The organism is Streptomyces subrutilus (genome assembly GCF_001746425.1).
In the GTDB taxonomy this organism is placed as follows: domain Bacteria; phylum Actinomycetota; class Actinomycetes; order Streptomycetales; family Streptomycetaceae; genus Streptomyces; species Streptomyces subrutilus_A.
In genome coordinates this window covers 5,863,991-5,889,362 of sequence record NZ_MEHK01000001.1, presented here as the reverse complement: position 1 = coordinate 5,889,362, position 25,372 = coordinate 5,863,991, and the positions used below count along the sequence as shown (strand labels likewise).

18 protein-coding genes are annotated in these 25,372 nt (G+C 74.7%); 6 read left to right on the top strand and 12 right to left on the bottom strand.

Annotated elements, in window-relative coordinates:
• Nucleotides 1-15: 15 nt before the first annotated feature.
• The 9 genes from BGK67_RS27235 to BGK67_RS27200 all read right to left on the bottom strand — a co-directional run bounded on the left by BGK67_RS27235 (nt 16) and on the right by BGK67_RS27200 (nt 16,509).
• Nucleotides 16-3,972, bottom strand: a complete 3,957-nt coding sequence (locus BGK67_RS27235) for a Pls/PosA family non-ribosomal peptide synthetase (RefSeq protein ID WP_069922549.1) — start codon at nt 3,970-3,972, stop codon at nt 16-18.
• 167 nt (nt 3,973-4,139) lie between these two features.
• Nucleotides 4,140-6,935, bottom strand: coding sequence for an NHLP bacteriocin export ABC transporter permease/ATPase subunit (locus BGK67_RS27230; RefSeq protein ID WP_069924138.1), 2,796 nt, complete (start codon nt 6,933-6,935; stop codon nt 4,140-4,142).
• Nucleotides 6,936-7,065: 130 nt separating this feature from the next.
• Nucleotides 7,066-9,183 carry an NHLP family bacteriocin export ABC transporter peptidase/permease/ATPase subunit gene (locus BGK67_RS27225; protein ID WP_069922548.1) on the bottom strand — a complete coding sequence of 706 codons (2,118 nt, stop codon included), beginning with the start codon at nt 9,181-9,183 and terminating at the stop codon, nt 7,066-7,068.
• A 119-nt stretch (nt 9,184-9,302) separates the two neighbouring features.
• Nucleotides 9,303-10,109, bottom strand: coding sequence for an HlyD family efflux transporter periplasmic adaptor subunit (locus BGK67_RS27220; RefSeq protein WP_069922547.1), 807 nt, complete (start codon nt 10,107-10,109; stop codon nt 9,303-9,305).
• A 109-nt stretch (nt 10,110-10,218) separates the two neighbouring features.
• Nucleotides 10,219-10,458 carry a hypothetical protein gene (locus tag BGK67_RS27215; protein ID WP_069922546.1) on the bottom strand — a complete coding sequence of 80 codons (240 nt, stop codon included), beginning with the start codon at nt 10,456-10,458 and terminating at the stop codon, nt 10,219-10,221.
• A 326-nt stretch (nt 10,459-10,784) separates the two neighbouring features.
• A complete protein-coding gene (locus BGK67_RS27210; RefSeq protein ID WP_208948756.1) occupies nt 10,785-13,385 on the bottom strand; it encodes a SpoIIE family protein phosphatase in 2,601 nt (866 codons plus the stop codon).
• Between the two features lie 144 nt (nt 13,386-13,529).
• Complete coding sequence (locus tag BGK67_RS27205) at nt 13,530-15,398, bottom strand: VanW family protein (RefSeq protein ID WP_079154397.1); 1,869 nt, start codon at nt 15,396-15,398, stop codon at nt 13,530-13,532.
• 82 nt (nt 15,399-15,480) lie between these two features.
• The gene (locus tag BGK67_RS39090; protein ID WP_167739599.1) at nt 15,481-15,627 is read right to left on the bottom strand and encodes a hypothetical protein; all 147 of its coding nucleotides are present in this window, start codon (nt 15,625-15,627) and stop codon (nt 15,481-15,483) included.
• A 210-nt stretch (nt 15,628-15,837) separates the two neighbouring features.
• Nucleotides 15,838-16,509, bottom strand: coding sequence for an MSMEG_1061 family FMN-dependent PPOX-type flavoprotein (locus BGK67_RS27200; RefSeq protein WP_069924137.1), 672 nt, complete (start codon nt 16,507-16,509; stop codon nt 15,838-15,840).
• Between the two features lie 231 nt (nt 16,510-16,740).
• Between BGK67_RS27200 and BGK67_RS27195 the strand changes: the two genes are divergently transcribed.
• A complete protein-coding gene (locus tag BGK67_RS27195) occupies nt 16,741-17,643 on the top strand; it encodes an ion transporter (RefSeq protein WP_069922544.1) in 903 nt (300 codons plus the stop codon).
• A 45-nt stretch (nt 17,644-17,688) separates the two neighbouring features.
• Here the strand turns inward: BGK67_RS27195 and BGK67_RS27190 are convergent, their stop codons facing one another.
• A complete protein-coding gene (locus tag BGK67_RS27190) occupies nt 17,689-18,033 on the bottom strand; it encodes a PI-PLC domain-containing protein (RefSeq protein ID WP_069922543.1) in 345 nt (114 codons plus the stop codon).
• Between the two features lie 199 nt (nt 18,034-18,232).
• Between BGK67_RS27190 and BGK67_RS27185 the strand changes: the two genes are divergently transcribed.
• Complete coding sequence (locus BGK67_RS27185) at nt 18,233-19,177, top strand: trypsin-like serine peptidase (protein WP_079154396.1); 945 nt, start codon at nt 18,233-18,235, stop codon at nt 19,175-19,177.
• 11 nt (nt 19,178-19,188) lie between these two features.
• Here the strand turns inward: BGK67_RS27185 and BGK67_RS27180 are convergent, their stop codons facing one another.
• Both BGK67_RS27180 and BGK67_RS27175 read right to left on the bottom strand, forming a co-directional pair.
• Nucleotides 19,189-20,583, bottom strand: a complete 1,395-nt coding sequence (locus BGK67_RS27180; RefSeq protein WP_069922542.1) for an NAD(P)/FAD-dependent oxidoreductase — start codon at nt 20,581-20,583, stop codon at nt 19,189-19,191.
• A gap of 243 nt (nt 20,584-20,826) precedes the next feature.
• On the bottom strand, nt 20,827-21,756 hold the full coding sequence (locus tag BGK67_RS27175; protein ID WP_069922541.1) for an oxidoreductase: 930 nt from the start codon (nt 21,754-21,756) through the stop codon (nt 20,827-20,829).
• Between the two features lie 247 nt (nt 21,757-22,003).
• On the opposite strand from BGK67_RS27175, the gene BGK67_RS27170 reads away from it, so the two are divergent.
• The 4 genes from BGK67_RS27170 to BGK67_RS27155 all read left to right on the top strand — a co-directional run bounded on the left by BGK67_RS27170 (nt 22,004) and on the right by BGK67_RS27155 (nt 25,325).
• A complete protein-coding gene (locus tag BGK67_RS27170; protein ID WP_069922540.1) occupies nt 22,004-23,260 on the top strand; it encodes a bifunctional cobalt-precorrin-7 (C(5))-methyltransferase/cobalt-precorrin-6B (C(15))-methyltransferase in 1,257 nt (418 codons plus the stop codon).
• On the top strand, nt 23,257-24,006 hold the full coding sequence (cobM, locus tag BGK67_RS27165) for a precorrin-4 C(11)-methyltransferase (RefSeq protein WP_069922539.1): 750 nt from the start codon (nt 23,257-23,259) through the stop codon (nt 24,004-24,006). The genes BGK67_RS27170 and cobM overlap by 4 nt, the downstream gene beginning before the upstream one ends.
• Nucleotides 23,996-24,871, top strand: coding sequence for a cobalt-precorrin-6A reductase (locus BGK67_RS27160; RefSeq protein ID WP_069922538.1), 876 nt, complete (start codon nt 23,996-23,998; stop codon nt 24,869-24,871). The genes cobM and BGK67_RS27160 overlap by 11 nt, the downstream gene beginning before the upstream one ends.
• 64 nt (nt 24,872-24,935) lie before the next feature.
• On the top strand, nt 24,936-25,325 hold the full coding sequence (locus BGK67_RS27155) for a hypothetical protein (protein ID WP_069922537.1): 390 nt from the start codon (nt 24,936-24,938) through the stop codon (nt 25,323-25,325).
• The last annotated feature ends 47 nt before the right edge of the window (nt 25,326-25,372 follow it).

Sequence of the window (25,372 nt, the reverse complement as noted above, 5' to 3'; positions counted from 1 at the left end):
TCCGTTCTGGCCCTGTCAGGACCGCCACGCCTCGATCGGATTGCCCAGCCAGCGGGAGTCGGCGGGCACGGATTCCCCGGCCATCACGAGGGAGGCGGGACCCAGGGTGCTGCGGGCCCCGACCGTGCTCCCGGGCAGGACGATTCCGCCCGGGCCCAGGGTGGCGCCCTCATGGAGGACCACAGTATCCGTCCTCAAGATCCGGTCGTGGAAGAGGTGTGTCTGCAACACACAGCCGCGGTTCACGCTGACCGCGTCACCCAGTTCCACCAGGTCCGTTTCGGGCAGCCAATAGCTCTCGCACCACACGCCGCGGCCGATCCTGGCCCCCAGTGCGCGCAGCCACAGGGCCAGCACCGGCGTGCCCGGCACCGATCCCGCCAGCCACGGCACGGCCAGGACCTCGACGAAGGTGTCGGCCAGTTCGTTGCGCCACACGAAGCCGCTCCACAGCGGGTGCTCGCCGGTCCGGTGGCGGCCCACCAGCAGCCACTTCGCGGCCACCGAGACCGCGCACGCGGCCACGCCGGCGGCTAGCAGGACCGCCCCGGACAGCAGGGCCGTCCCCCAGATCCCCAGGCCGCCGGCCGTGACGAGCGCGCAGAGCGCGGCCACCGTCAGGACGGCCAGCGCCGCCGAGCAGAAGACGGGGGCGAGCCGGCACAGCTCCACCAGGCCGCGCGCCCACAGCAGCCGCGCGGGCGGGTCGTAGGTCAGGCTCTGGTCGGCGTCGGCGGCGGACCGCGGCAGCTTCACGGGCGGCAGGCCCAGGTACGAGCTGCCCTTCTTGGCCTTCTTCGGGGTCGCGGACAGCACGCCGACCAGCCCGTCGTCCGGGACGGTACGGCCCGGCGCGGTCATGCCGGAGTTGCCGAGGAAGGCCCGGCGGCCGATCTCCGAGTGCCCGATCCGCACCCAGCCGCCGCCCAGTTCGAAGGGGGCGGTCAGGGTGTCGTCGGCGAGGAAGGCGCCCTCCCCGACGGTGGTGAGGCTCGGCAGCGCGAGGACGGTGGACACCTCCGCGCCCCGGCCGATCTTCATGCCGAGCAGCCGCAGCCACACCGGTGTGATCAGCCCGGCGTACAGCGGGAAGAGCGTCTCGCGGGAGAGGTCCATCAGCTGGGTGACGGTCCAGGCCTGCCAGCCGACCCTGCTGTGCGTCGGATGGTTCCCGGTGCGCAGGCCGAGGCTGAGCAGGCGTACGGAGACCAGCAGGAGCAGCGCGTACGCGAAGCCGAACGCGAGCGCCCCGGGCACCACCGCGAGCAGCGCTCCGGCCAGCGCCTGGGTGAGCCCGGCGTCGGCGGGGACGAACCGGCCGACCACGAGCAGGGCGGGCAGGGTGGCGAGCACCGGCAGGGCGGTGAGGCCGAAGCCGGTCACCCCGTACATGGCGCGCCAGTGGGCCCCGCGCGGCGGGCGCTCCTTGGGCCAGTTCCGCTTGGCCTTGCCGAGTTTCCCGGCGGGCGCTCCGGCCCAGCGCTGGCCGGTGGGGATCTGTCCGACGACGGCGGAGCCGGGGGCCACCTCGGCCCGCTTGCCGACCCGCGCGCCGGGGAAGAGGATGCTGCGGGTGCCGACGACGGCGCCCGCACCGACCTTGACCGGGCCGATCTCGAGCCGGTCCCCGTCCAGCCAGTACCCGGAGAGGTCCACCTCGGACTCCACGGCGCAGCCGCGGCCGAGCTTGAGCATGCCGGTGACCGGGGGCAGCGAGTGCAGGTCCACCTCGGGGCCGATCTTGGCGCCGAGGGCGCGGCCGTAGCGCTCCAGCCAGGAGCCCGTGAGGGAGGTCGCGCCGACGTACTCGGCCAGCCGCTCGGCCGTCCACAGCCTCAGGTGGACGCTCCCGCCGCGCGGATGGCGTCCTGCCCTGACCCCGCGCAGCAGCAGGCGGGCGCCGCCCGCCGCGAGGGCGAGGCGGCCGGGCGGGCTGTAGAGCAGCGCCGCGCCGGCGGCGACGAGCCACCAGGAGGCGGTCGGCGCCCACGGATAGGGCCCGAACAGGTGCAGGACGTTGCCGAGGGCCAGCAGCGCCACCGTCCAGCGCAGGCCGACCAGGGTGAACAGCGGGAGCAGCACCAGCGACTGGATCACCTTGGCGCGGAGCGGGACCGGCGCGATCGTGCGGGCCGCGCCGTCGTCCTGTACGGACTTCTCCAGCCGCCGGGCGAGCTTGCGCAGGGTGGGCTGCTGGTAGATGTCGAGGACGGCCGCGCTCGGGTAGCGGGCGCGCAGCCGGGTGGTGAGCTGGGCCGCGGCGAGGCTGTTGCCGCCGATGGCGAAGAAGTCGTCGGCGGGGCCGGCGACGGTCACGCCGAGGGTCTCGGTCCACTGCTCGGCGAGCCAGGCCTCGGTGCCGTACAGCTGCTCGGCGGGGCCGGCGGTCTCCAGGTCGGGCAGCGGCCAGGGCAGCGCGTCGCGGTCGACCTTGCCGGAGGTGCGGGTGGGCAGCTCCCCGACGGGCGCGAGCAGCGGTACGAGGGCGGCGGGCAGTTCGGCGCGCAGCCGCTCCACGGCCGCCGCCCGGTCCCAGCCCTCCTGGGTGACCAGGTAGCCGACGAGCAGCTGGTTGCCGCTGCGCGCGGTGCGTACGGCGGCGGCGGCGCCGGCCACGCGGGGCAGGGCCTGGAGCGCGGCGTCGACCTCGCCGAGCTCGATGCGGCGGCCGCCGAGCTTGATCTGCTCGTCGCCGCGGCCGAGGAAGACCAGTCCTTCCGGTTCGGCGCGGACGAGGTCGCCGCTGCGGTAGGCGCGCTGCCAGCCGAGGGATTCCAGCGGGGCGTACTTCTCGGCGTCCTTCTCGGGATCGAGGTAGCGGGCGAGGCCGACGCCGCCGATGACGAGCTGGCCGCTGCCGCCCATCGGCACCGGCTCGCCGGACTCGTCGACCACGGCCAGTTCCCAGCCGGCCAGCGGGAGGCCGATGCGGATGGGTTCCTCGCCGGTCAGCAGGGAGGCGCAGGCGACGACGGTGGCCTCGGTGGGGCCGTACGTGTTCCAGACCTCGCGGCCCTCGGTGACCAGGCGCTGGGTCAGCTCGGGCGGGCAGGCCTCGCCGCCGAAGATCAGCAGCCGGACCTCGTTCAGGGCCTCGGGCTCCCAGAGCGCGGCCAGGGTCGGCACCGTGGAGACCACGGTGATCTCCTGTTCCACCAGCCAGGGGCCGAGGTCGGCGCCGCTGCGCACCTGGGAGCGGGGGACGGGGACGAGGCAGGCGCCGTAGCGCCAGGCCAGCCACATCTCCTCGCAGGAGGCGTCGAAGGCGACGGAGAGGCCGGCCATGACCCGGTCGCCGGGTCCGATCGGCTCCTCGGCGAGGAAGAGCGCGGCCTCGGCGTCCACGAAGGCGGCGGCGCTGCGGTGGCTGACGGCGACGCCCTTGGGCTTGCCGGTGGAGCCGGAGGTGAAGATGATCCACGCGTCGTGCTCGGGGCCGGGCCGGGCGGCGGGGGCGGCGGCGCCTTCGGCGACGGGCTCGGCTCCGGCTCCGGCGGCGTCCCGGGAGCCGGTGACCTCGACGCGCTGTCCGGCGCCCAGCACCGCCCGCACTCCGGCCTCGCCGAAGACCAGCTCGGCCCGTTCGTCCGGGTCCTCCGCGTCGACCGGCACGTAGGCGGCGCCCGCGGCGAGCACGGCGAGGATGGCCACGTACAGCTCGTTGGTCCCTGAGGGCACGCGCACGCCGACCCGGTCGCCGAGCCGCACTCCGGCGGCCGCGAGGGCGTGCCTTCTGCGCTCCACCTCGGCGGCCAGCGCCCGGTAGGTGAGCTGGGCGGTGCCGTCGTCCAGGGCGGGTTCGTCGGGGTACGCCCGTACGGAGGCGTCGAGGATGTCGACGAGGGTGCGCGCCGGGGCCGCGGGACCCGCGGAGAACCGGGCGGATTTCCCGGACTCCTCGAGCGCTTCTGCGTCGGGCACTGCCCCGTCGTCGAGCAGAGTGCTGTCACCGCGCTCTGGTGTGGCTGCCATCGGCCCTCGCGTCTCGTTCCCGGACATGCGTCCCGGGTCGCCGGCGGAGTCCGGGATTGCCCGGGTTGTTCCGGTCCGGCGCCGAACAACCTGCCATTCTAGTGCGTCATCGAGAGTTTTCGCGTTGAAGCCTCGAGTGTGGCCGACCTCGCCGGCCCCGCGCCGGGTCAGCCCAGCTGGCGGCGGACCAGCTCGTGGAACAGGCCCGTCGCGTCGGCGAGGAGTTCAGCGGGCGTGCCCTGCTGGACGACGCGGCCGTCCGCCATGGCGATCACCCGGTCGGCGTCCATGATCGTGGACAGCCGGTGGGCGATCACGACGCGGGTGGCGCGCAGGGCCCGGGTGGATTCGATGACCACCCGCTGCGCCTCGTTGTCCAGCGCGCTGGTGGCCTCGTCGAAGAACAGGACGCGCGGTTTGCGGATCAGGGCCTGGGCGATCATCAGCCGCTGGCGCTGGCCGCCCGAGACGGCGGCGCCCCCGTCGCAGAGCATGGTGTGCATGCCCATCGGCATGGCCTTGATGTCCTCGGCCAGTCCCGCCATCGCGGCGGCCTCCCACGCCTCCTCGAGCGAGAAGGCCTCGGCGCCGGTGATGCAGTCGAGGATCGAGCCGGTGAAGGGCTGCGCGTTCTGCAGGACGACCCCGCACTGGCGGCGCACGGCCGCCGGGTCGAGCGCCGCCAGGTCCTGGCCGTCGTACAGGACGCTGCCGGAGGCGGGCTTGTCGAAGCCGATGAGCAGCCGCAGCAGCGTGGACTTGCCGCAGCCGCTGGCCCCGACGATCGCGACGAACTCCCCCTGCCGCACCCGGAAGTCGACGCCGTCGAGGACGAGCGGACCGTCCTCGGTGTAGCGGAAGGACAGGTTCTTGGCTTCGAGGGCGCCGGTCAGCCCGCCCGGCGCGACGCCGGCCCGGCCCGCCTCGGGAGCCGCCTCGAGCAGCGGCTTGACCTGCTCGAACATCGGCACCACCGCGGCGACCGAGACGAGGGCGCCGGTCAGTTGCGTGACCGAGGACATCAGCATGGTCAGGGCGGTGCTGAAGGTGAGGAACTCGGCGGCGGACATGCTTCCGCGCGCCGGCCCCGCCAGCAGCGCGAACATCACCAGCGTGCACAGCGGCAGGTACACCGCGCCCAGCACCGTGGTCACGTTCTGCACCCGGCCGATGCGCTGGTGCAGCTCGCGGGTACGGGCGAACTCCCGGGCCCAGGCGGCGTAGGCGAAGCTCTCGGCCGCGGCGACGCGCAGCTTGGGCAGCCCGCGCAGGGTCTGGTAGGCCTGGTTGCCCAGCTGGTTGCCGAGCCTGACCAGCCGGCGCTGGTAGCGCAGCTGCCACAGCCCGAGGCCCAGGAAGACCGCCGCCACGACGACGAGCATGGCCAGCGCCGCCATCGCCAGCGGCACGCTGTAGACGAGCAGCAGGACCAGGTTCATCGCGGCGACCGCGAGGGCCTGGACGCAGACCGCGCCGGTCCCGGACAGCATGCCGCGGATGGCGCTGACGCCCATGGCCGCGCCTGCCAGTTCGCCGGTGGACCGGCCGGTGAAGAAGGTGGCGGGCAGCCGCAACAGCCGGTCCCACACGGCCGGCTGCAAGGTGGCCTCGATGCGGCCCTCCAGGCGCAGGACGGACAGGTTCTGCAGCAGCATGAAGGCGGCCGCGACGACGGCCGTCGCGATGAGGGCCATCGCCGTCTGCACGATGAGGCCGGTCTCGCCCTGCGGGACGTAGCGGCCGAGCACCCGGCCGGTGGCGACGGGCACCAGCGCGCCCAGGAGCACGGCGACCAGTCCGCCGAGCGCCAGGCGGCGCAGCTCCGGCGCGGTGCCGCGCAAGCTGAAGCGGAGCAGGGCGGCCAGGCCCGGCGGCCCGGCGGGCAGCGGGCGGTAGAACATGACGGCGCGCGGTTCGAGGGCGGCCGCGCCCCGGCTGTCGAGGCGTTCGCGGGTGCCGGTGGCGGGGTCGACGGCCTCGTAGCGGCCGCGCCGCCACAGCAGGGCGACCGGGGCTCCGTCCTTCTCCCGCCGGCCCACCAGGGGGCCGGCGTCCTCCCGCCACCAGCGGCCGCCGAGGCGGACGACGCGGGTGCGCACCCGGGAGGCCGTCGCGATGCGTTCGACGGGGTCGGTGCGCTCGGGGTCCGGGCCCGTCCCGCCCGGTTCGGACAGGGTGATGCGGGCCTCGCCCGCGACCAGGCGGCAGACGGCGAGGGTGGCGTCGGCGCTCGCGCCCCGGTGGCGGGACCGGCCGCCGGGGCCGCCGATGGCGGCCAGCAGCGTGTGGTCGGCCTGGGTGCGGGCTGCCTGGCCGGCCTCGATGCCCGCCGCCATCCGGTCCTCGTGGGCGCGCTCGAGCTCCTCGATCGAGCGGTCGAGGGCGTACAGCAGCCGGTACTGCTGGTCCACCATGCCCTGCCACATCGCCGGGTCGAGGAGGAGGGTGCCGGCCGCGCCCTGCTCGTACACGGCGCCGTACCGCACGCCGCCGGGGGTGACGTGCATCCACAGGATGTCGTCGTCGGCCCCGCCCCGTCCGGCGGCGGCGCGGCCGTCCAGCGGTGCCTGGTAGAGCGCGCGCAGGCCGCGTCCGATGCCGCGGGCGAAGGCGTCCTCGAGCGGGCTGGGGTGCGCGGCCGGGGCGCCGTACTCCCCCTGGTCGGTCCAGCCGTGCGGGGAGGGTGCGCCGTGGTCCGCGGCGGGCAGTTCGCGCAGCTCGATGCGGCGCAGCAGGCACCCTTGCAGGGGGCGGGCGACGAGGGTGTGCTCGGGTCCGTCGACCGGACCCTGGAGCAGGGTGCCGGGCTCCAGCCGGCCCAGGAAGTGCCAGTGCCCGGCCCGCGCCGCGTCGACGGCGAAGAGGTCCAGCCCGCCGTGGACGACGAGCCACAGGACGAGCGGGCCTTCCAGGGACAGGCTGCGCAGGCCCGTGCAGTCGACCGGCGCGCCCAGCCCGCCCAGGGCCGCGACGACGGGGTCGTACGGGGTGCCCGTTGCGCCCGGGGTGCCCGTTGCGCCCGGGGCGCCTGGTGCGTACGGGGCGCCGTCCCACGGTGCGCCGGCGGGTACGGCCTGGTGGGCGTACGTCACTTCAGTGCTCCTTGACCAGGGCCGCGTACGGGCCCCCCGCGGCGGCCAGGTGCTCGTGCCGGCCGCGTTCCACGACGGTGCCCCGGTCGAGGACGACGATCTCGTCGCTGTCTCGCACCGTGCTCAGCCGGTGGGCGATGACCACGCAGGCGCAGCCGCGGCGGCGCAGGTTGTCGATGACGGTCTGCTCGGTCACCGCGTCCAGGGCGCTGGTCACTTCGTCGAGGACCATGACGCTCGGGCGGCGCACGAGGGCCCGGGCGATCTCCAGCCGCTGGCGCTGGCCGCCGGAGAAGTTGCGGCCGTCCTGTTCGACGCGGCTGTGGATGCCGCCCGGGCGGCGGGCGACCACGTCGTGCACGGCGGCGTCCTCGAGGGCGGCGATGACGGCCTCGTCGGGGACGGAGGGGTCCCACAGGGTGACGTTGTCGCGGACGGTGCCCTCGAAGAGGAACACGTCCTGGTCGACGAAGGAAACGGAGGCGGCGAGCGCGCTGCGCGGGATGTCCTCCATCCGCATCCCGTCGATGCGGATGGCCCCCTGCCAGGGGGTGTGCAAGCCGGACATCAGCCGTGACACGGTGGACTTGCCGCTGCCGGAGCCGCCGACGAGCGCCACCTGCTGCCCAGGGCCGACCGACAGCGAGAAGTCCTTGAGCAGCGGGGCGTCCAGCGGGCTGTAGCCGAAGGTGACGTTGTCCAGTTCCACGTGGCCCTTGAGGCGGCGGGTGCCGGCGGCGGGCTCGCGCCGGGAGAAGACCGGGTCGACGGGGAAGTTCTCGACGTCCTTGAGGCGGGCGACGTCGGCCGCGAAGTCCTGGATCCGGCCGGCGACACCGCCCAGCCGGGAGATCGGCGCGGTGAAGCTCGTCACCAGGGCCTGGAAGGCGACGAGCAGGCCGACGGACAGGTACCCCTCCACCGCCCGCACACCGCCGATCATGAGGATCAGCGCACTGTTGAGGGCCGCGAGGGCGGGCGCGACGATCGCCAGCCACGCGCCGGGCACCCCGAGCCGCTGCTGGACGTCGAGGGTGACGGCGTGCTGTCCGGCCCAGCGTCGGAAGAAGCCGTTCTCCCCGCCGGTGGCCTTCATCGTCTCGATGAGCTGGAGACCGCTGTACGAGGTGTTGGTCAGCCGGGCGCTCTCGGCGCGCAGCTTCTGGGTACCGGTGGCCCGCAGCCGGATCACGATGCGCAGGGCCACCACGTTGAGCAGGGCCACGCCCACGCCGACGGCGGTGAGCTGCGGGTCGTAGGTCCACAGCAGCACGGCGTAGAGGACGACCACCACGGCGTCCACGGCCGCGGCGGCCAGGTCCCGGGCGAGGGTTTCGGCGACGGCGTCGTTGGACTGCAGCCGCTGGACCAGGTCCGCGGGGTTGCGCTGGGAGTAGAAGGTGACCGGGAGGCGGAGCAGGTGCCGCAGGAAGCGGGCGCTGCTCAGGGTGGAGGAGATGATGCGCCCGCGCAGCAGGTTGGCCTGTTGGAGCGCGGTGAGCACGGCGGTGAGGACCAGGGTGACGGCCATGGCCGCGAACAGCACGCCCAGCAGCGAGGTCTGCTCGCCGATGAGGAACATGTCGATGTACGTGCGGCTGAGGGCGGGCACCGAGGCGCCGACGGCCACCAGCAGGAGGCTGGAGAGGACGGCGGCGGCCAGGGTGCCCGAAGTGCCGCGCAGCCGGGGCGGTATGGCGCCCAGTACGCCCGGCTTGCGGCCGCCGCGGCGGAAGCCCTCGCCGGGCTCGAAGGTGAGCACGACTCCGGTGAAGCTGGTGTCGAACTCGTCCATGGGCACGAACCGGCGCCCCTTGGCGGGGTCGTTGACGTACACGCCCCGGCGGCCGAAGCGGCGGCCCGTTCCGTCGTAGACGACGTAGTGGTTGAACTCCCAGAAGAGCACGGCCGGGGCGCTGACCTCGGCGAGCGCGGCCAGGTCCATCTGCATGCCCTTGGCCTTCAGACCGTAGCCGCGGGCGGCCTTCAGGAGGTTGCTGGCGCGCGAGCCGTCACGGGAGACGCCGCAGCCGATGCGCAGCTCCTCCAGGGGGACGTGGCGGCCGTAGTGGCCGAGCACCATGGCCAGGGCGGCGGCTCCGCACTCCACGGCCTCCATCTGGAGCACGGTGGGGGTGCGTACGGTCCGCGGCGCCCGGCCCCGGGGGGCCTTGCGGGCCCGGGGTGCGGGCGCGGACCTGCGGCGGGAGCGGCTCGGGGCGGCTCTGCGCGGGGCGGTCACGGCAGCAGCCAGTCGACGGGGCGCTGCACGGCGAGGCGAACGGACCCGGTGACCGGGGTGGTGGAGTCGACGGCGTACGGGGGGCCGTCCGTGGAGGACCACCGGTAGCCGGACTTCGTGGTGGCGGAGCGCTCCAGCTCCACCAGGACCGCGACCGGGTTGCCCTGCCGGGAGAACTGTTCGGCGAGGGCCTTGTCGCCGAGGAAGCCGCTGATCTGCGCGGGGGTCTGGGGTGCGCGGCCGACGGCGGTGACGCGGCCGCGCAGTACGCCGAACTGCCGCTGGGGGACGGACTGGACGGTCAGGTCGACGGGGGCGCCCACGGGGATCGACGCGCCGCCGGTGCCTGGCACGTAGAGCACGGCCACCAGGGGGTCGTCCGGGTTCTTGGCGTGTTCCAGGGTCGCCACGTCGGCGCCGGTCGTGACGACCGAGCCCACCCGGGCGACCAGTGTCGTCAGCCGGCCGCCGGTCACCGCGCGGACGGGCCGGTCGCCCTGCTCCGTGCGGACGGTGAGCAGGGGCGCGCCGGGGGGCAGCAGCCGGCCCGCCTCGGCGAGGACCTCGGTCACCTGGCCCGCGACCGGGCTCTGGAGCACGTAGCTGCCCTCGGCGCGGGTGAGGATGCCGGGTGCGCTCAGCTTGGAGGAGACGGTGCCGGTGACGGCCCAGAAGGTGGCGGCGGCCACGACCAGGACCGTGACGGCGAGGACGAGCCGCCCTTGCGGGCGGGCGAAGCGTACGGGCAGGTCGAGTTCTTCGGGTGATTGCAGCTTGGAAAGAGCCTTTTGGCGAAACTGCACGACTATTCCTTCAACCGCATTCGTTCAGCTGCATTCGTTCGACCGCGTGGACGCAATTGCGTGAACCCCGGAGCCGTGGGGGACGCTCCGGGGTTCATGCGATATCGGCTCAGAGACCGGCGCGGCCGAGGTTCACGGAAACGCCGGTGACGCCCGAGACCAGGCCGGGGACGCCCGCGACGAGGCCGTGCGCGGCCTGGACGGTGTCGAGGGAGCCCACGAGGCCCGCCACGCCATTGACGTCGCTGGTCACGGCGCCGGCCAGACCGCCGGAGACGCTGATGACACCGCCGGAGACGGCGTCCAGCTCGGTGTCGTCGATCTCACGGGTCTCGATGTTGTCACGCATGATGCGCACCTTTCGGTTGCAGGGGGAACTCGGCCGCAATCTCACAACGGCCGCAGCGGGCACGATGTAAGCACGCGAACGGGTGGCCGGGCCAATCCCGTTGACGCCCTCTCACGGGCCGGTGAGTTCCCCGAATGGCGCGTGTGGCGCTTCGTTCACCGAATGGTCACAGCTTCTGTGCGAGATCGAGTAACGGAATTACGGGGGCTCCGGCCAGCCGGGGAGATAACGGACATAAGCTCATCAATCGCAGGGGACATGTCCGACATCCCGCGCGGCGGTGAACATGGGCGGACCCGTTCGCGCACACCGTGTGCAGATTTCCGTCAGGAGGGGCCGGGCAGCACCTGCTCCGCCCAGATGACCTTGCCCTCGGGCGTGTACCGGGTGCCCCAGTGCTCGCTGAGCTGCGCCACCAGGAAGAGCCCGCGCCCGCCCTCGTCCGTGGTGGCGGCGTACCGCAGGTGCGGGGCGGTGCTGCTGCCGTCCCACACCTCGCAGGTGAGCGTGTGGTCGTGCAGCAGCCTCACCCGGACCGGCGCGCGGCCGTGGCGCAGGGCGTTGGTGACCAGTTCGCTGAGGATCAGCTCCGTGGCGAAGCCGAGTTCTCCCAGGCCCCACTCCTCGAGCTTGCCCGCGGCGGCGTTGCGTACGACGCCGACGGCGCTCGGGTCCGGCGGCACGTCCCACTGCGCGACCCGGTCCGGGCCGAGGGTCCGGGTCCGTGCGACGAGCAGCGCCACGTCGTCGCCGGGCCGGTCGGGCAGCAGGACGTCGAGCACGGCCCGGCAGCTTTCGCGCGGGTCCCGGCCGGGCCGGCTCAGCGTGGTGCGCAGCAGCTCCAGCCCTTCGGCGATGTCCCGGGAGCGTTCCTCGACCAGCCCGTCGGTGTACAGGACGAGCTGGCTGCCCTCCTCCAGGTACACCTCCGCGGTTTCGAAGGGCATGCCGCCGAGGCCGAGCGGGGGCCCGGTCGGCAGTTCCACGATGCGGGCCGTGCCGTCGGGGGTGACCATCAGGGGCGGCAGGTGCCCGGCCCGCGCCATGGTGCAGCGCTGGGAGACGGGGTCGTAGACGGCGTACAGGCAGGTCGCGCCGAGGACGCCGGTGCTGTTGCCCTCGCCGTCCCCGGTGTCGTCATGGTCGATGCGCTGTACGAGGTCGTCCAGGCGGGCCAGCAGGTCGTCGGGGGGCAGGTCGAGGGAGGAGAAGTTGTGCACGGCCGTGCGCAACCGCCCCATGGTGGCCGCGGCGTGCAGCCCGTGCCCGACGACGTCTCCGACGACCAGGGCGACGCGGCTGCCCGGGAGCGGGATCACGTCGAACCAGTCGCCGCCCACCCCGGACTGGGCGGGCAGGTAGAAGTGGGCCACGTCCACGGCGCTCTGCTCGGGCAGGGCGCGCGGCAGCAGGCTGCGCTGGAGGGTTTCGGCGAGGGCGTGCTCGCGGGTGTAGCGGCGGGCGTTGTCCATGCTGACGGCCGCGCGGGCGACGAGTTCCTCGGCCAGGGACAGGTCGTCCTCGTCGAAGGGCTCCGGCTTCTCCGAGCGCCAGAAGTTGACCACTCCGAGGACGACGCCCCGGGCCGTCAGCGGGGCCGCGATGAGCGAGTGGATCCCGTACTCGACGATGGCCCGTGCGCGCGGCGGATCCTGGGCCTGCCAGCCCGGCGCCTCGGCCAGGTCGGGCACCAGTTCGGCCTCGCCGGTGCCGTAGCCGCGGGCCTGCGGGGTGGACGGCAGGAAGTCGATCAGCCGGCCGCGGGGGTAGAGGGGGTGGTCGGAGCGGATGCCGGCGACGGCCGTGCGCCGCATGTCGGCTCCCGGACCGGGCTCGTCGCCGTCGAGCACCGCGTCGGCCAGGTCGACGGTGACGTAGTCCGCGAACCGGGGGACGGTGACGGCGGCCAGTTCCTCGGCGGTCCGCTCCACGTCCAGGGTGGTGCCGATGTCGACCCCGGCGTCGTAGAGCAGCTTGAGCCGTCTGCGGGCGGTCTCGGCCCGGCTGGTCAGCAGCCGCATCTCGGTGGAGTCGCGGATGGTCACCGCGGTGCCCTCCGCGCGGCCCCGGGTGTGGGTGGGCCGCTGGTTGACCACGAGCAGCCGGTCCCCGGTCTCCAGCACCTCGTCGGTGGCCACCCGGCCGGACATCAGCAGATCCGCCATGCGGCGGTCCAGGCCGGGCACCTCGCCGACGTGGCGGCCCTCGGCGTCGTCCGGTAGCCCGAGCAGCCGTTTGGCCTCGTCGTTCGCCAGCAGCAGCCGTCCCTCGCCGTCGATGATCAGCACCCCTTCGCGCACGGAGTGGAGCACCGCGTCGTGGTGCTCGTACATGCGGGTCATCTCCTGCGTGCCGAGCCCGTGGGTCTGGCGGCGCAGCCTCCGGCTGATCAGCGCCGTGCCGCCGGTGGCCAGGGCCAGGCCGGTGGCGATGGCGAGCAGGATGACGGGCAGCTGACGGTCGAGGAGACCGGTGACGTTCTTCACGGTCAGGCCCGCCGAGACCAGGCCGACGACCTCGCCGTCGGGCGCGGTGACGGGCACGACCGCCTGGATCTCCTTGCCGAGCGGTCCCTGCACGCTCTCGGTGTGGACCTGTCCGGCGAGCGAGGGCTCGGTGGTGCCGACGAAGCGTTTTCCGATGCGGTCGGGCTGGGGGTGGGTGTACCGGATGCCCTCGGTGTCCATCACGACGATGAAGTCCACCCCCGCGTCCTTGCGGGTCGCCTCGGCGAGCGGCTGCAGGATGGCGGACGGGTCGGACGTCTTCAGGGCCTCCTGGAGTCCCAAAGAATGCGCGAAGGTCTCGGCGACGGCCACCGACCGGCTGCGTGCTTCGCGGTCGATGTCGTGTCGCGACTGGAGCACCAGGGCCAGCAGCGCGCCGGCGGCGAGCAACACCACGATCGCCACCTGGAGGACGAACACCTGGCCGGCGACGCTTCTGGTTCTGTTGCCTAGGGGTGACCGCACCGACGTGCCCGGCACGGGTGGCGAGGAAGGGTCACGATCCCAGTTGTAGCACCTCCCGGCCCCGTGTACCCGCGAAGCGCACCCGGCGGAGCCGGACGGTCACCCGACGGGAGCCGCCGCGGGGCCGTCCGCGGGCTCGGCGGAGGGGGCCGGCGCGGCGGCCTGACCGCCGGCCGACGCGGTGGCCTGCCCGTTCGCCGGCGGGGTGGGCGACCCCGTGGGCGACCCCGTGGGCGGCGCCGTGGGCTCGGCCTCCGGGGTGCAGGTGACCTCGTCGCGCGGCGTGTAGTGGGTCTTGAACTCCTCGTGCCCGACCTCCCGGCCGCCCTGTACGAAGACACGGCCGACGGTGACGTCGAAGCCCTCCAGCGGGGTCTGGACCTCGCAGAGCGGTCCGCTGCCCGTCCGCTTGCCCGGCTCCGTGACGTTGGTGCGCGGCCCCTGGGTCGCCCGTATCTCGTCGTACTTCTTCGTGCCGAGCAGGGTGATGGTCAGCGAGGTGTCGGTGGACTGGGCCTGGACGTACAGCGCGTGGCCGGAGTCGTTGATCCAGCGCAGGTCGAGGGTGCCCCAGGCGACGGTGGCCTCCCGGCCCTCGGGGTAGCGCTCGATGTAGAACGAGTGGGCCCCGTGCTCCACGGGCTTCAGGCCGGCGAAGAAGACGGCGTTGTACATGGTGGTGGCCACGGCCGAGACGCCGCCGCCGGGGGATTTCACGTACTGGCCGTCGTTGATCATGATTCCGTCGACGAAGCCGTTCTCCGGGGTGCGCTCGCCGACGGTGCGGTTGAAGCTCCACTCCTCCCCCGGCATGACGACCGAGCCGTTGATGAGCTCCACGGCCCGGCCGATGTTCGTGGTGCGGTACGGGGCGGCCGGGAACTCGACGGTGAAGGAGGAGACCTTCTCCTTGATGCCGAGCCGCTGCGCCTCGGCGCTCGTGAGGTCCGGCTGGACCTCGACGGTGGGGAGCTCGGCGCTGCGGGCCGCGCCCGAGCGGGTGAGCAGGGGCAGCACGGTCCGGCCGAGGGCGGCCTGGTTGACCTGTCGGCCCGGGTTGCCGGGGTCCCCGAGGACCACGCGGCCGTCCGCGCCGACGCCGAGCTCGGCGTCGCGGGGGATCCGGGTGGCCTCCTCGATCGGGCGGGCCACGGCGGGGTCGGCGAGCAGGCCCTTGGAGTCCAGGGACGGCACGAGACGGTTCGTGCCGTCAGCGGTCATCTTCAGGTGCGCGCCGAGGACGGCGGGGCTGATGGGTATGCGCTTGCCGTCGACGGTGAGCGTGACGGGGCCCGACATCGCCGGCCGCGCGAACTGGCGCATGGCCCGTCCGGTCTCGTCCGCCCCGATCCGCGGCCGCGTGTGCTCGACGGGCAGCTCGACCGGTCCGGCATCCGGCTTCAGGTACGCCTCGCGGAGGCGGTCCAGGGCGCGGTCCTCGACCAGCGTGGTGCCGGGCCGGGCGGCGACGGCCTTCGCCGTGCCCTTCTCGAAGGCGATCGCCCCCTCACGGACCGGCTGCTCGGCGGTCTCACCTATGCGGTCGAGCGCGGTCCGGCCGGCCTCCTCGTCGAGGCGGACCACGGGCTCGATCTCGCGGTCGCCGGGGGCGAGGAGCCCGCCGATGACGGCGACCGGTCCGTAGCCGGTGCGGCCGGCGCGGTCGAGGGTCGCCTCGGTGTCGAGGGAGAGCCCGAGCGCGGCGGGAGCGGCCCGCTCCTCGTGGTCGCCGACCTTCAGCACGAGCGGCGCCGCGGCGCCGGGGCCGAAGCGCGCGGCCAGCGCCTGCCGCGCCTCCGCCCGGCTCATGCCACCGATGTCCACCCCGCGCACGTGCGTGCCCTGGGCGATGTCGCCGCCGGTCACGAGTCCCGTGGCGTACAGGCCGCCCAGTCCGAGTACGACGGCCCCGCCCGCCACGGGCACGGCCGTGCGCCAGTTGCCCGTCCAGCTGCCTGCGCGTCCCATGTCTCTCCCGGCCGGTATACGACGGTTCCGGCACATCATGATTCCTGGAAAACGCTCGGTTTTGGGGCGAATGTAACTCTTGTCACGAACCGGACACGGGTCGGCCCAGGCGGCCCAGGCGGCTCGGCGAGGAGGCCGAGGGGCCCGAGGGGGCGGAGAAGGCCGGCAGGCGCGGGGCGCCCGAGCCGTCGGCCGGGGTCGTCCACAGGTCCGGGGTGTGGGGGGCCATCGGCGGGAAGGGCGGAGGCGAGGGTGCCCTCGTCCAGCCACAGGGCCCGGTCGTCCACGCTGCGCTTCGCCCCGAGCGGGCGCTCGCGCAGGGTGCCCCCCTCGGCGACCCAAGAACCGCGGCGGCCTCCCAGCCGCCGCCGCGGCTCTGCCGGCCGCGGACTTGTCCGCCGTGGGAATCAACCGGGTGTGCACCGGGCGGACTTGGGCCTCATTCGTAGCGGTACAGCAGGGATTCGCGCTCGCTGCGGCGGATCTGCTCGATGGCCGCGTCCGGCAGTCCCAGGTGGGAGCGGGTGACCTCGGCGGAACTGGGGACGGCGTCCTCGGCGAGCCACTGCTCGGGCTTCCAGGCGCTGCCGCGCAGGAAGGCCTTCGGGCAGTGCTGGTAGACCTCCTCCACCTCCACCACGATCGCGGTGCGCGGCGGCTTGCCGACGGGGGTCAGCCGCTCCAGCAGGCCCGGGTCGGCGCAGACGCAGGCCCTGCCGTTGACGCGCAGGGTGGTGGCGCGGCCGGGGATGACGAAGATCAGGCCGGCCCGGCCCGTCTCCACGATGTTGTGGCTGCTGTCGAGCCGCTTGTTGCCCGTGGCGTCGGGAACGGCGAGGGTGAACTCGTCCAGGACGGAAACGAATCCGGGCGGACCGCCCGGGGGGGTCACGTCGCAGTGTCCGGCGGCGCCCGCGCTGGCGATGAACACCAGCGACGAGCTTCCGATGACGGCGCGCGCGGCCTCGTGGATCCGGTCCACCGCCTTGCGGCGGACCAGCTCGCTTGGTTCCTCGTAGAGCTCGCGCAGCTGGGCCGTGCTCTGTATGGCGCCGGCCTTCAGGACATCGAATATGCGGCCGCCGCTCTGCGGCGTGGTGGTGGTTGTCACGGCCACGCAATCTATCCGACCGGGTCCGGCGCGGCCGTCGGTCTCCTGCCCGCGGAAGTTCACTCCCGCGGCCGCCCGCAACTCCGCGCGTTGACCCGCCCTGCCGACTGAAACCCGATCGGGTGTGCGGCGTTGGTAGGGACGACCAGCGCGGCCCGCCGGGCGCGGACCCGCGGCCAAGACGCGTACGAGGAGCACGATGAGAGTCCCGATGCCGGCCCACGCGGCCGGATGAAACTGGCGGCCCGGTGCCGGCTGGTGACGGAGGCCTCGGCCTTCGGCCTGGCGGTCTTCGGAACGATCCTGCTCAACGCGGCGCTGATGGGCGTGGAGACGTACAGCGGACTGGCCCGGGAGTACCGGCAGGTGCTGGGGGCCGCGCAGCACGTCTGCCTGCTGGTGTTCACGGTGGAGATGCTGCTGCGGATGGGCGCCCACGCGGACCGGCCGAAAGCATTCTTCCGCGACCCCTGGAACCTCTTCGACCTCCTGGTGGTGGCCTCCGCCTTCCTTCCCCTGGTCCGCGAGAACGCCACCCTCTTGCGGCTGCTGCGGCTGGCCCGGGTGCTGCGCAGCGCGCGCTTCCTGCCGCACCTGCGGATCCTGCTGATCGCGGTGGGCCGCAGCCTGCCGGGCACCGCCAGCTTCCTGTTCGTCGGCGCGCTCGTGCTGTACGTGTACGCCATGGTCGGCTGGGTCTGCTTCGCGGAGTCCGACCCGCAGCACTACGGCTCCGTGGGCCGCGCCATGCTCACCCTGTTCCTGCTGACCACCCTCGACGGGCTCACCGACGCGGTGCGGGCCGGGCTGCAGATCTCCCGGCTCAGCATCCTCTACTACGCCTCGTACGCGCTGCTCGCCTCCTTCGTGCTGGTGAACGTGCTGATCGGGGTCGTGCTGAACTCCCTCGACGAGGCGCGCGAGATCGAGGCGGAGGCCGACCGGGGGCCGGACCCGGCCCCCGGCCCGGCCAAGGTCCCGGGCGGCGGTCCGGACGGGCCGGGCCTCCCGGACGCCGAGGTCCGGGAGCGGATCGCCACCGCCCGGCGCGCGCTCGACGAGATCGAGGCGGGCCTGGCCGCCGGGGACCGGCTCCCGGCGCGTCAGCTGGAGGCCTCGCACCCGGGACCCTAGGCGGTCCCGCCGCGCGCCGGGCGCGGCCGGGGCGCCCGACCGGGCTCAGCCGCGCGGCACGACCGTCGCCAGGACCTGGGGCAGCGGGTACCAGTCGGCGGAGACGACGGAGGCGTGGTGTCCGGCGAGGAGGGCGAGGCGGTCGCGGGCCTGCGCCTGCGTGGGGCGGGTGGAGTCGATGGCCGGGGCGACGGCGCGGGCGGCGGTGTCGAGGTCGGGATGGCCCGCGGCCAGCCGGCCGGGCCGGTAGAGGGCGTCGCCGAGCTTGCCGGCGAGCAGCGCGTCGAGGTCGGCGGGGCCGCGGCCGAGGTCGGCGGCGAAGCCGTCCTTGAGTTCCAGTTTGAGGATGACGGGCCGGTGGCCGGGGTGGGCGTCGTGCCACAGTCTCACGCTTCGGCTCCTGTCGCTCCAGTGCGGCTCAAGTCGCCTGGAGCGTAGGGAGGTTGAATGACGCGGGGAAGGCCGGAGAGTGACGTGCGGACGGCCGGGGAGCCGCTGTGAGAACGGACACGTCCTGATCGCGGAACCCGGCCCTCGGATCTCCCCATCGAACGAGGAGTCGGACGCGTCTGCGGGGTGGGAGTACCGGATGTTCAGCAAGGTGCACGGGCGGGCCCTACGGGTCACCGTGCTGGTCGGGGTCCTCGGCGCGCTCCTCGTCGTGGGCGCGGGGTACCTGTGGGAGCTGCGCGGCGTGATCGCCACCCGCGCGGACGGGGACGCCGCGCGGGGCGTCTACCAGCAGGACCCCGAGCGTGCCGACCGGACGGCGGCCGCCGTGCTGGACGGGATCGCCCGCGAGGACCCGGTCGCGCCGACGGACGGCGAGGGCTTCGCCGACGGGGGCGCCTCGGTGGACTGGCGCTCCGGCGGGTGGCAGCCCTCCGACCCCCTGGAGGCGCGGCCCGTGCCGGCCGAGCCCGCGATCGGGGCGCTCCTCTCCCCCGGCACCGACGGCGACCCGGACCACCACTGCTCGGCCGGGGTGGTCCACTCCCCGCAGGGCGACCTGATCGTCACCGCCGCCCACTGCGTGTACTCCCTCGGCTTCCGCACCAACCTGGCCTTCGCCCCCGGCTACCAGGACGGCGTGGCCCCGTACGGCATCTGGGTGCCCACCCGGATCGACGTGGACCCGCGCTGGACCGAGGACGAGGATCCCGACCACGACATCGCCTTCATCCGGCTGCGCCGCCCCGGCTACCCGGGCCAGCGGCTGGAGGACTTCACCGGGGCCCTGACGATCTCCTTCCGGCCCGAACTGCCCGTTCCGGCACGCCTCGTGGGCTATCCCAACGCCGCCGAGCAGCCGCTGGACTGCCGCAACACCGCCCGCGCCGCCGGGCCCGCGCAGCTGCGGTTCGACTGCGCGGGCGTCCCGAACGGCACCAGCGGCGGCCCGGTGCTGACCGACGGGCACACGCTGATCGGGGTGGTCGGCGGCCGCGACGGGGGCGGCGACGACAAGACCTCGTACAGCAGCTACTTCGGCGACGCCGCCCGCGCCCTGTACGAGCGCGCGACGACGTCCTAGACGGCGAGGCCCTACGGCGGGCCGTGGTGGGCCGGGTAGGCGGTGGTCGGCGGGGCGGTCGGGGTGCGCCACTTGGACAGGACGCGGAGCATCGTGGACGGGCCGAGCAGGGTGTTCGGCGGGGTGGACAGCGACAGGACCCCGAAGAACCGGCCCGCGATGGCCGGGTCGGTATTGGCGCCGACCATCACCCGTGACATGTAGCGCTGCAGGACCCGGGTGGTGCGGTCCGCCGGCGGGCCCTCCGTCTCCGGGTACCTGAGGTCCTCGCTGGTGGCGATCTGCCAGGCCGCCTCGGCCGCCGCCGCCGTCCGGCGCTGGATCCGCGCGGCGGCCGCGGGCACGGCCGCGGTGTCCATGCTGTGGATCTCCTTGCGCAGCGCGGCCACCGCGAGGGCGGCCACCGTCATCCCGTGCCCGTACACCGGGTTGAACCGGCAGGCAGCGTCACCGATCACCACGAATCCGGCCGGGCCCCGCGTGAGGCGCTCGTAGTGCCGCCATTCGTTGGCGGTGCCCCGGAAGCCGGTCGGCGACGAGAGCGGCGTCGCCCCGCGCAGGGCGTCGTACATGGCCGGACTGCGCAGCCCGCGGGCGAACCCGAGGAACTCCTCGTCCCCGGTGGGCGGGGCGTGCTCGCCGTTGCCGATGAGCGTCGCCAGCCAGCGTTCGCCGTCCACCGGGACCAGCACGCCCCCGCGCGGGCTGTCCGGGCGGCCCTGGACGTACAGGCCGTGCCAGCGCCGCGCGGGATCGGACGGGATGGTGAAGTACCGGCTCGAGTAGCCGAGATGGGAGTCGTAGCGGGTGGTCTGCGGCGTGCGGTGGCCGAGTTCGGCGAGCCAGGAGGGGGTCTTGGAGGTGCGTCCGGTCGCGTCGACGACGAACGCCGCCCGCAGCGGGTCGGCGCCGCGCAGCCGCACCCCGGTCACCGAGCGGCCGTCCGGTCCGCCGACGAGGCCGATGGCCGAGCAGCCGTCCCGGATGCGCACGCGCCGCTCGCGCAGCACCTCCCCGCGCACCGTCCAGTCGAGCAGCTCGCGGCTGCCGAGCAGGATCCGCGCACCGGGAACGGGGCGGAACCAGTCCGCCGGGCTCAGCCACAGGAAGTCCTTCGGCGAGTCCAGCAGCGCGGCCCCGCCCGCGAGCAGCTTGTCCGTGATCCCGGGCAGCAGTTCCTCGATCACTTCCACGCCGCGCGACCACAGCACGTGCGCGTGCCGGGACTGCGGTACGCCGGGCCGGAACGCCGGGCCTTCGGTGGGCAGTTCGTCCCGCTCCACCACGGTCACGCGCGCGAACCGCTCCGCGAGCACCCGCGCCGCCAGCAGCCCGGCCAGGCCCCCGCCGAGGACCACCGCGTGGTCGCGGGGGGATTCTGGGTGGTTGTCCGGAGTGTCGTCCATGGCAGCGAGTGTCCGACCCCGGCGGGGCCGCGGTCAGGTCCCGCCCGGGGCGCCCGGAGGCGTCCCGGGGGCGGACGGGGGCGCGCCGGTGCCGTGACCGGGGGCGCGCCGGTGCCGTGACCGGGGGCGCGCCGGTGCCGCCGCCGGGAAGGCCCCGCCCGGTCGGCCCTCCGGATCACGGTCGGGCGTCGTGGCCCCAGAGGCACGCGGAGACCTCCGGCGGCGCCGGCCGGCCCCGGCGGATCAGCGCGGCAGGGCTGCGTACGAGACCCCTGTGAGCTTCTCGGAGGCGTCCCAGAGCCGTTCGCCGGACTCGTCGTCGAGCGTCCATCTCGCCCGCCAGGAGCGGACGGGCGCACCGCGCCAGCCGAACCGCGGGCCGATGAAATCGTCCTGCCCGACCCCGGGCGCGGTGGCCGCGTACAGGGTGGGCAGCGCGCCCCGGGCGGCGGACTGCGCGACGAGGTCGTTGGCGAGGGCCAGCCCGCGCGCGGCGAGGGTGCCGCCGTCCCGTGCCGCGCCGGCGTGCAGGTTGGTGGACGCGTAACCGGGGTGTGCGGCGGCCGCGACGAGGGTGGATCCGGCGGCGGCGAACCGGCGGGACAGCTCGTGGGTGAAGAGCAGGTTCGCCGTCTTGGAGCGGCCGTAGGCGAACCAGCGGCGGTAGCCGTGCTCGTAGGCCAGGTCGTCGAGGTCCACGTCCGCCAGCGCGTGGAAGCCGCTGGAGACGTTGACGATCCGCGCCCCGGGGGCGGCGGCCCGCAGGCGCGGGAGCAGCAGTCCGGTCAGCGCGAAGTGCCCGAGGTGGTTGACTCCGAGCTGCGTCTCGAACCCGTCGGCGGTCCGTCCGTAGGGCAGGGCCATCACGCCGGCGTTGTTGATCAGCAGGTCCAGCGCGGGGCGGCGCTCCCCGAAGGCCTTCGCGAACTCCCGTACGGATCCCAGGTCGCCGAGGTCGAGCGCGGCGAGCTCCACCTCCGCGCCCGGCACTTCGGCTCGCAGCCGGATCTCGGCGGCCTTGCCGCGGGCGGCGCTGCGACAGGCCAGCACCACGCTCGCCCCGCGCCGCGCGAGTTCCCGGGCGGTGACGTAGCCGATCCCGCTGTTGGCCCCGGTCACGACCGCGGTCCGGCCGCTCTGGTCGGGGATCTTCGTGGCGTTCCAGCCGGGCATGGCGACTCCCTCGCGGACGGTTGCGTTACCGAGGGTAGTCGGGCCCGGGGCGGGGCGGGAGGGGAGGTGCGGACGGGAGGCGGGAGGGAGCCGGGAGAGGGGTCGGGGAGGGGCCGGGGAGGGGGTGTCCGGACGGGCGTCCGCGCAGGCCAGTAGGCTGCGGTCGGCCCCCGGCCTCCGCCCGCCCGTTCCGTCCCGTTCTCCCTCGTCCCCCTCCCGCCCCGTTCCCGTTCCGAGGTATCGCGCCGTGAGCTCCGCACCGCCCCCCGCACCCGTCACGGTCGTCGGCCTCGGCGCCGACGGCTGGGCCGGGCTCACCGCCGCCGCGCGGTCCGCGCTGTCCTGCGCCGAGGTGCTGATCGGCGGGCCGCGCCAGCTGGACCTGCTGCCGGCCGGCCCGTGCCCCGGCGAGCGGGTGGCATGGCCGAGCCCGCTGCGGCCGGCCGTGCCGAAGCTGATGGCCGAGCACGCGGGCCGCCGGATCGCGGTGCTGGCCAGCGGCGACCCGATGTTCTACGGGATCGGCCGCGCCCTCGCCCAGGAGCTCGGCCCGGACGCCCTCACGGTCCACCCCCACCCCTCCTCCGTCTCGTACGCCTGCGCCCGCCTGGGCTGGCCGGTGGAGGACACCGAGGTGGTCACGGTCGTCGGCCGTCCGGTGGCCCGGCTCGCGGCCTCCCTGTACGAGGGGCGGCGGGTGCTGGTGCTCAGCGCCGGAGCGGCGTCCCCGGCCGAGATCGCCGCGCTGCTGCGGGAGCGGGGTTTCGGCCCGAGCCGGATCAGGGTGCTGGAGCAGCTCGGCTCCGAGCGCGAGGACGCGTACGAGGGCCTCGCCGACGGCTGGGAGCACCCGCCGGGCGACCCGCTGAACGTGGTGGCCGTGGACTGCCGCCGGGACCCCGCCCACCCGGCGCCCCGGCTCGGCGCGACCCCCGGCCTGCCGGACACCGCCTACGAGCACGACGGGCAGCTGACCAAGCGCCGCGTGCGCGCCGCGACCCTGTGCGCGCTGGCCCCCGCCCCGGGCGAACTGCTGTGGGACATCGGCGGAGGCTCCGGTTCCATCGGTATCGAGTGGATGCGTACGCACCCCTCGTGCCGGGCGGTCGCCGTGGAGCGCGTCCCGGAGCGGGCGGCCCGCATCACCCGCAACGCGGCGGCGCTCGGCGTGCCCGGCCTGCGCGTGGTCGTCGGCGCCGCACCCGCCGCGCTCGACGGACTGCCCGCCCCCGACGCGGTGTTCATCGGCGGCGGGCTGACCGCGCCGGGACTGCTGGACGCGGCCTGGGTGGCGCTGGCACCCGGCGGCCGGCTGGTGGTCAACACCGTCACCCTGGAGTCGGAGGCGGTCCTGACCGACCGCTACCGGCGCCACGGCGGCGAGCTGGTGAAGCTCTCGGTCGCGCACGCGGTGCCGGTCGGAGGTTTCACGGGCTGGCGGCAGGCCATGCCGGTCACCCAGTGGTCGGTGACGAAGTCGACGAACGAGAAGGATCAAGCATGACCGTGTACTTCATCGGCGCGGGCCCCGGCGCCGCCGACCTGATCACGGTGCGCGGTGCGCGGACGCTGGCCGCCGCCCCCGTCTGCCTCTACGCGGGCAGCCTGGTCCCGCGCGAACTGCTCGCGCAGTGCCCGCCGGACGCCCGGCTGGTCGACACCTCGCAGTTGAACCTGGACGAGATCATCGCCGAGTGCGTACGGGCGCACGAGGCGGGCCAGGACGTCGCGCGGCTCCACTCCGGCGACCCGTCGATCTTCAGCGCGGTCGCGGAGCAGATGCGGCGGCTCGACGCGGCCGGCATCCCCTACGAGGTCGTCCCGGGCGTCCCGGCCTTCGCCGCCGCGGCCGCCGCGCTGAAGCGGGAGCTGACCGTCCCCACCGTCGGCCAGACGGTGATCCTGACCCGCGTCGCCCAGCAGGCCACCCCGATGCCGCCCGGCGAGGACCTGGCCACGCTGGGCCGCAGCGGCGCGCTGCTGGTGCTGCACCTGGCGACCCGCTACGTGGACCGGGTCGTGGACGAACTGCTGCCGCACTACGGGGCCGAGTGCCCGGTGGCGGTGGTGGCGATGGCCAGCCGCCCCGACGAGCTGATCCTGCGCGGCACGCTGGCCGATATCGCGGCCCGGGTCAAGGAGCACGGGCTGGTGCGCACCGCGGTCATCGTGGTGGGCCGCACGCTGGGCGCCGAGCAGTTCCGCGACAGCCACCTGTACTCCCCCGAGCGCGACCGGCATGTCTGCTGAACCGGCCCGTGCGGCCGGCCGGCACGTCCTGATCCTGGGCGGTACGACGGAGGCCCGCCGCCTCGCGGAAGCGCTGGCGGCGGGGGCTTTGGCGGAGGCCGCGGCGGAGGCCGGGGCGGAGGCCGGGGCGGAGGCCGGGGCCGGGGCGGAGGTCCGGCCCCGGGACCCCGCCTCCCCGCCGGGACCGCCGGCGGTCCGGGTGACGACCTCCCTCGCCGGGCGGGTCGCCGCGCCCGTGCTGCCGCCGGGCGAGACCCGGATCGGCGGCTTCGGCGGTCCCGCCGGCCTGGCCCGGTGGATCACCGCGCACGGGGTCACCGACCTGGTCGACGCCACCCACCCGTTCGCGGAGCGCATGAGCTTCAACGCGGTCGGGGCGGCGGCCCGCACGGGCGTCCCGCTGCTGGCTCTGCGGCGCCCCGGCTGGACCCCGGGGCCGGGCGACGCCTGGACCTTCGCGGACTCCCTCGCCGACGCGGCCACCGTGCTGCCGGGCCTCGGCGGCCGGGCCTTCCTGACCACCGGCCGGATGGGCCTGCACGCCTTCGCGCACCTCACCGACACCTGGTTCCTGGTGCGTTCCGTCGACGCCCCGGCCGCCCCGGCGCCCCCGCGGCTCGAAGTCCTCCTGGACCGGGGTCCGTTCACCCTCGAAGACGAGCGGGAGCTGCTCGCCCGGCACCGGATCGACGTCCTGGTCACCAAGGACAGCGGAGGCGCCGCCACCGCCCCGAAGCTCGCCGCCGCCCGCGAGGCCGGCATCGCGGTCCTCGTCGTACGCCGCCCCCCGGTCCCGGAGGGCGTGGCCGAGGCGGATTCGGTGGCCGGGGCCCTGCGCCGGCTGCGCTACGATCACGCGCACTGATCGTTCAGACGTACGAAGCACGAGGGGGGCCGACATGGGGTCCGGCGGCAGAATATCCGGGGCCGTGACGGCCCTGCTGGTCGGCGGCCTGCTGGCCGGCGGGGGCTCGGGCGGCAAACCGGCCGGGAAGCCGGCCGCGGTTCCGGCGACGACCGCCCCGGCCGAGCCGTCCGCGTCGCCGACGCCCTCCCCCGTGCCGCCCTCGCCCACGCCCACGCAGGCGCCGTCGGCCGCCGCGAGTACCGGACCCGCGAAGGGCCAGGAGTCCCGGCGGCCGGCCTCCGCGACCTCCCGGCCGGCCGCGCCGCGCACCTCGTCGGTGCCGCAGAACCCCAACCGGGGCCCCACCCCGCCTCCGGCGCCGCCCAAACCCCCGATCGAGCCCTGGACGCCGCCGCCGTTCGATCCGAACGACCCCTCGATCCCGAAGGTGACCCTGCCGCCGCTGCGGTAGACCGGGCGCCGGTCACGCGTACCCGCGGCCCGCACCCCTGGTACCGG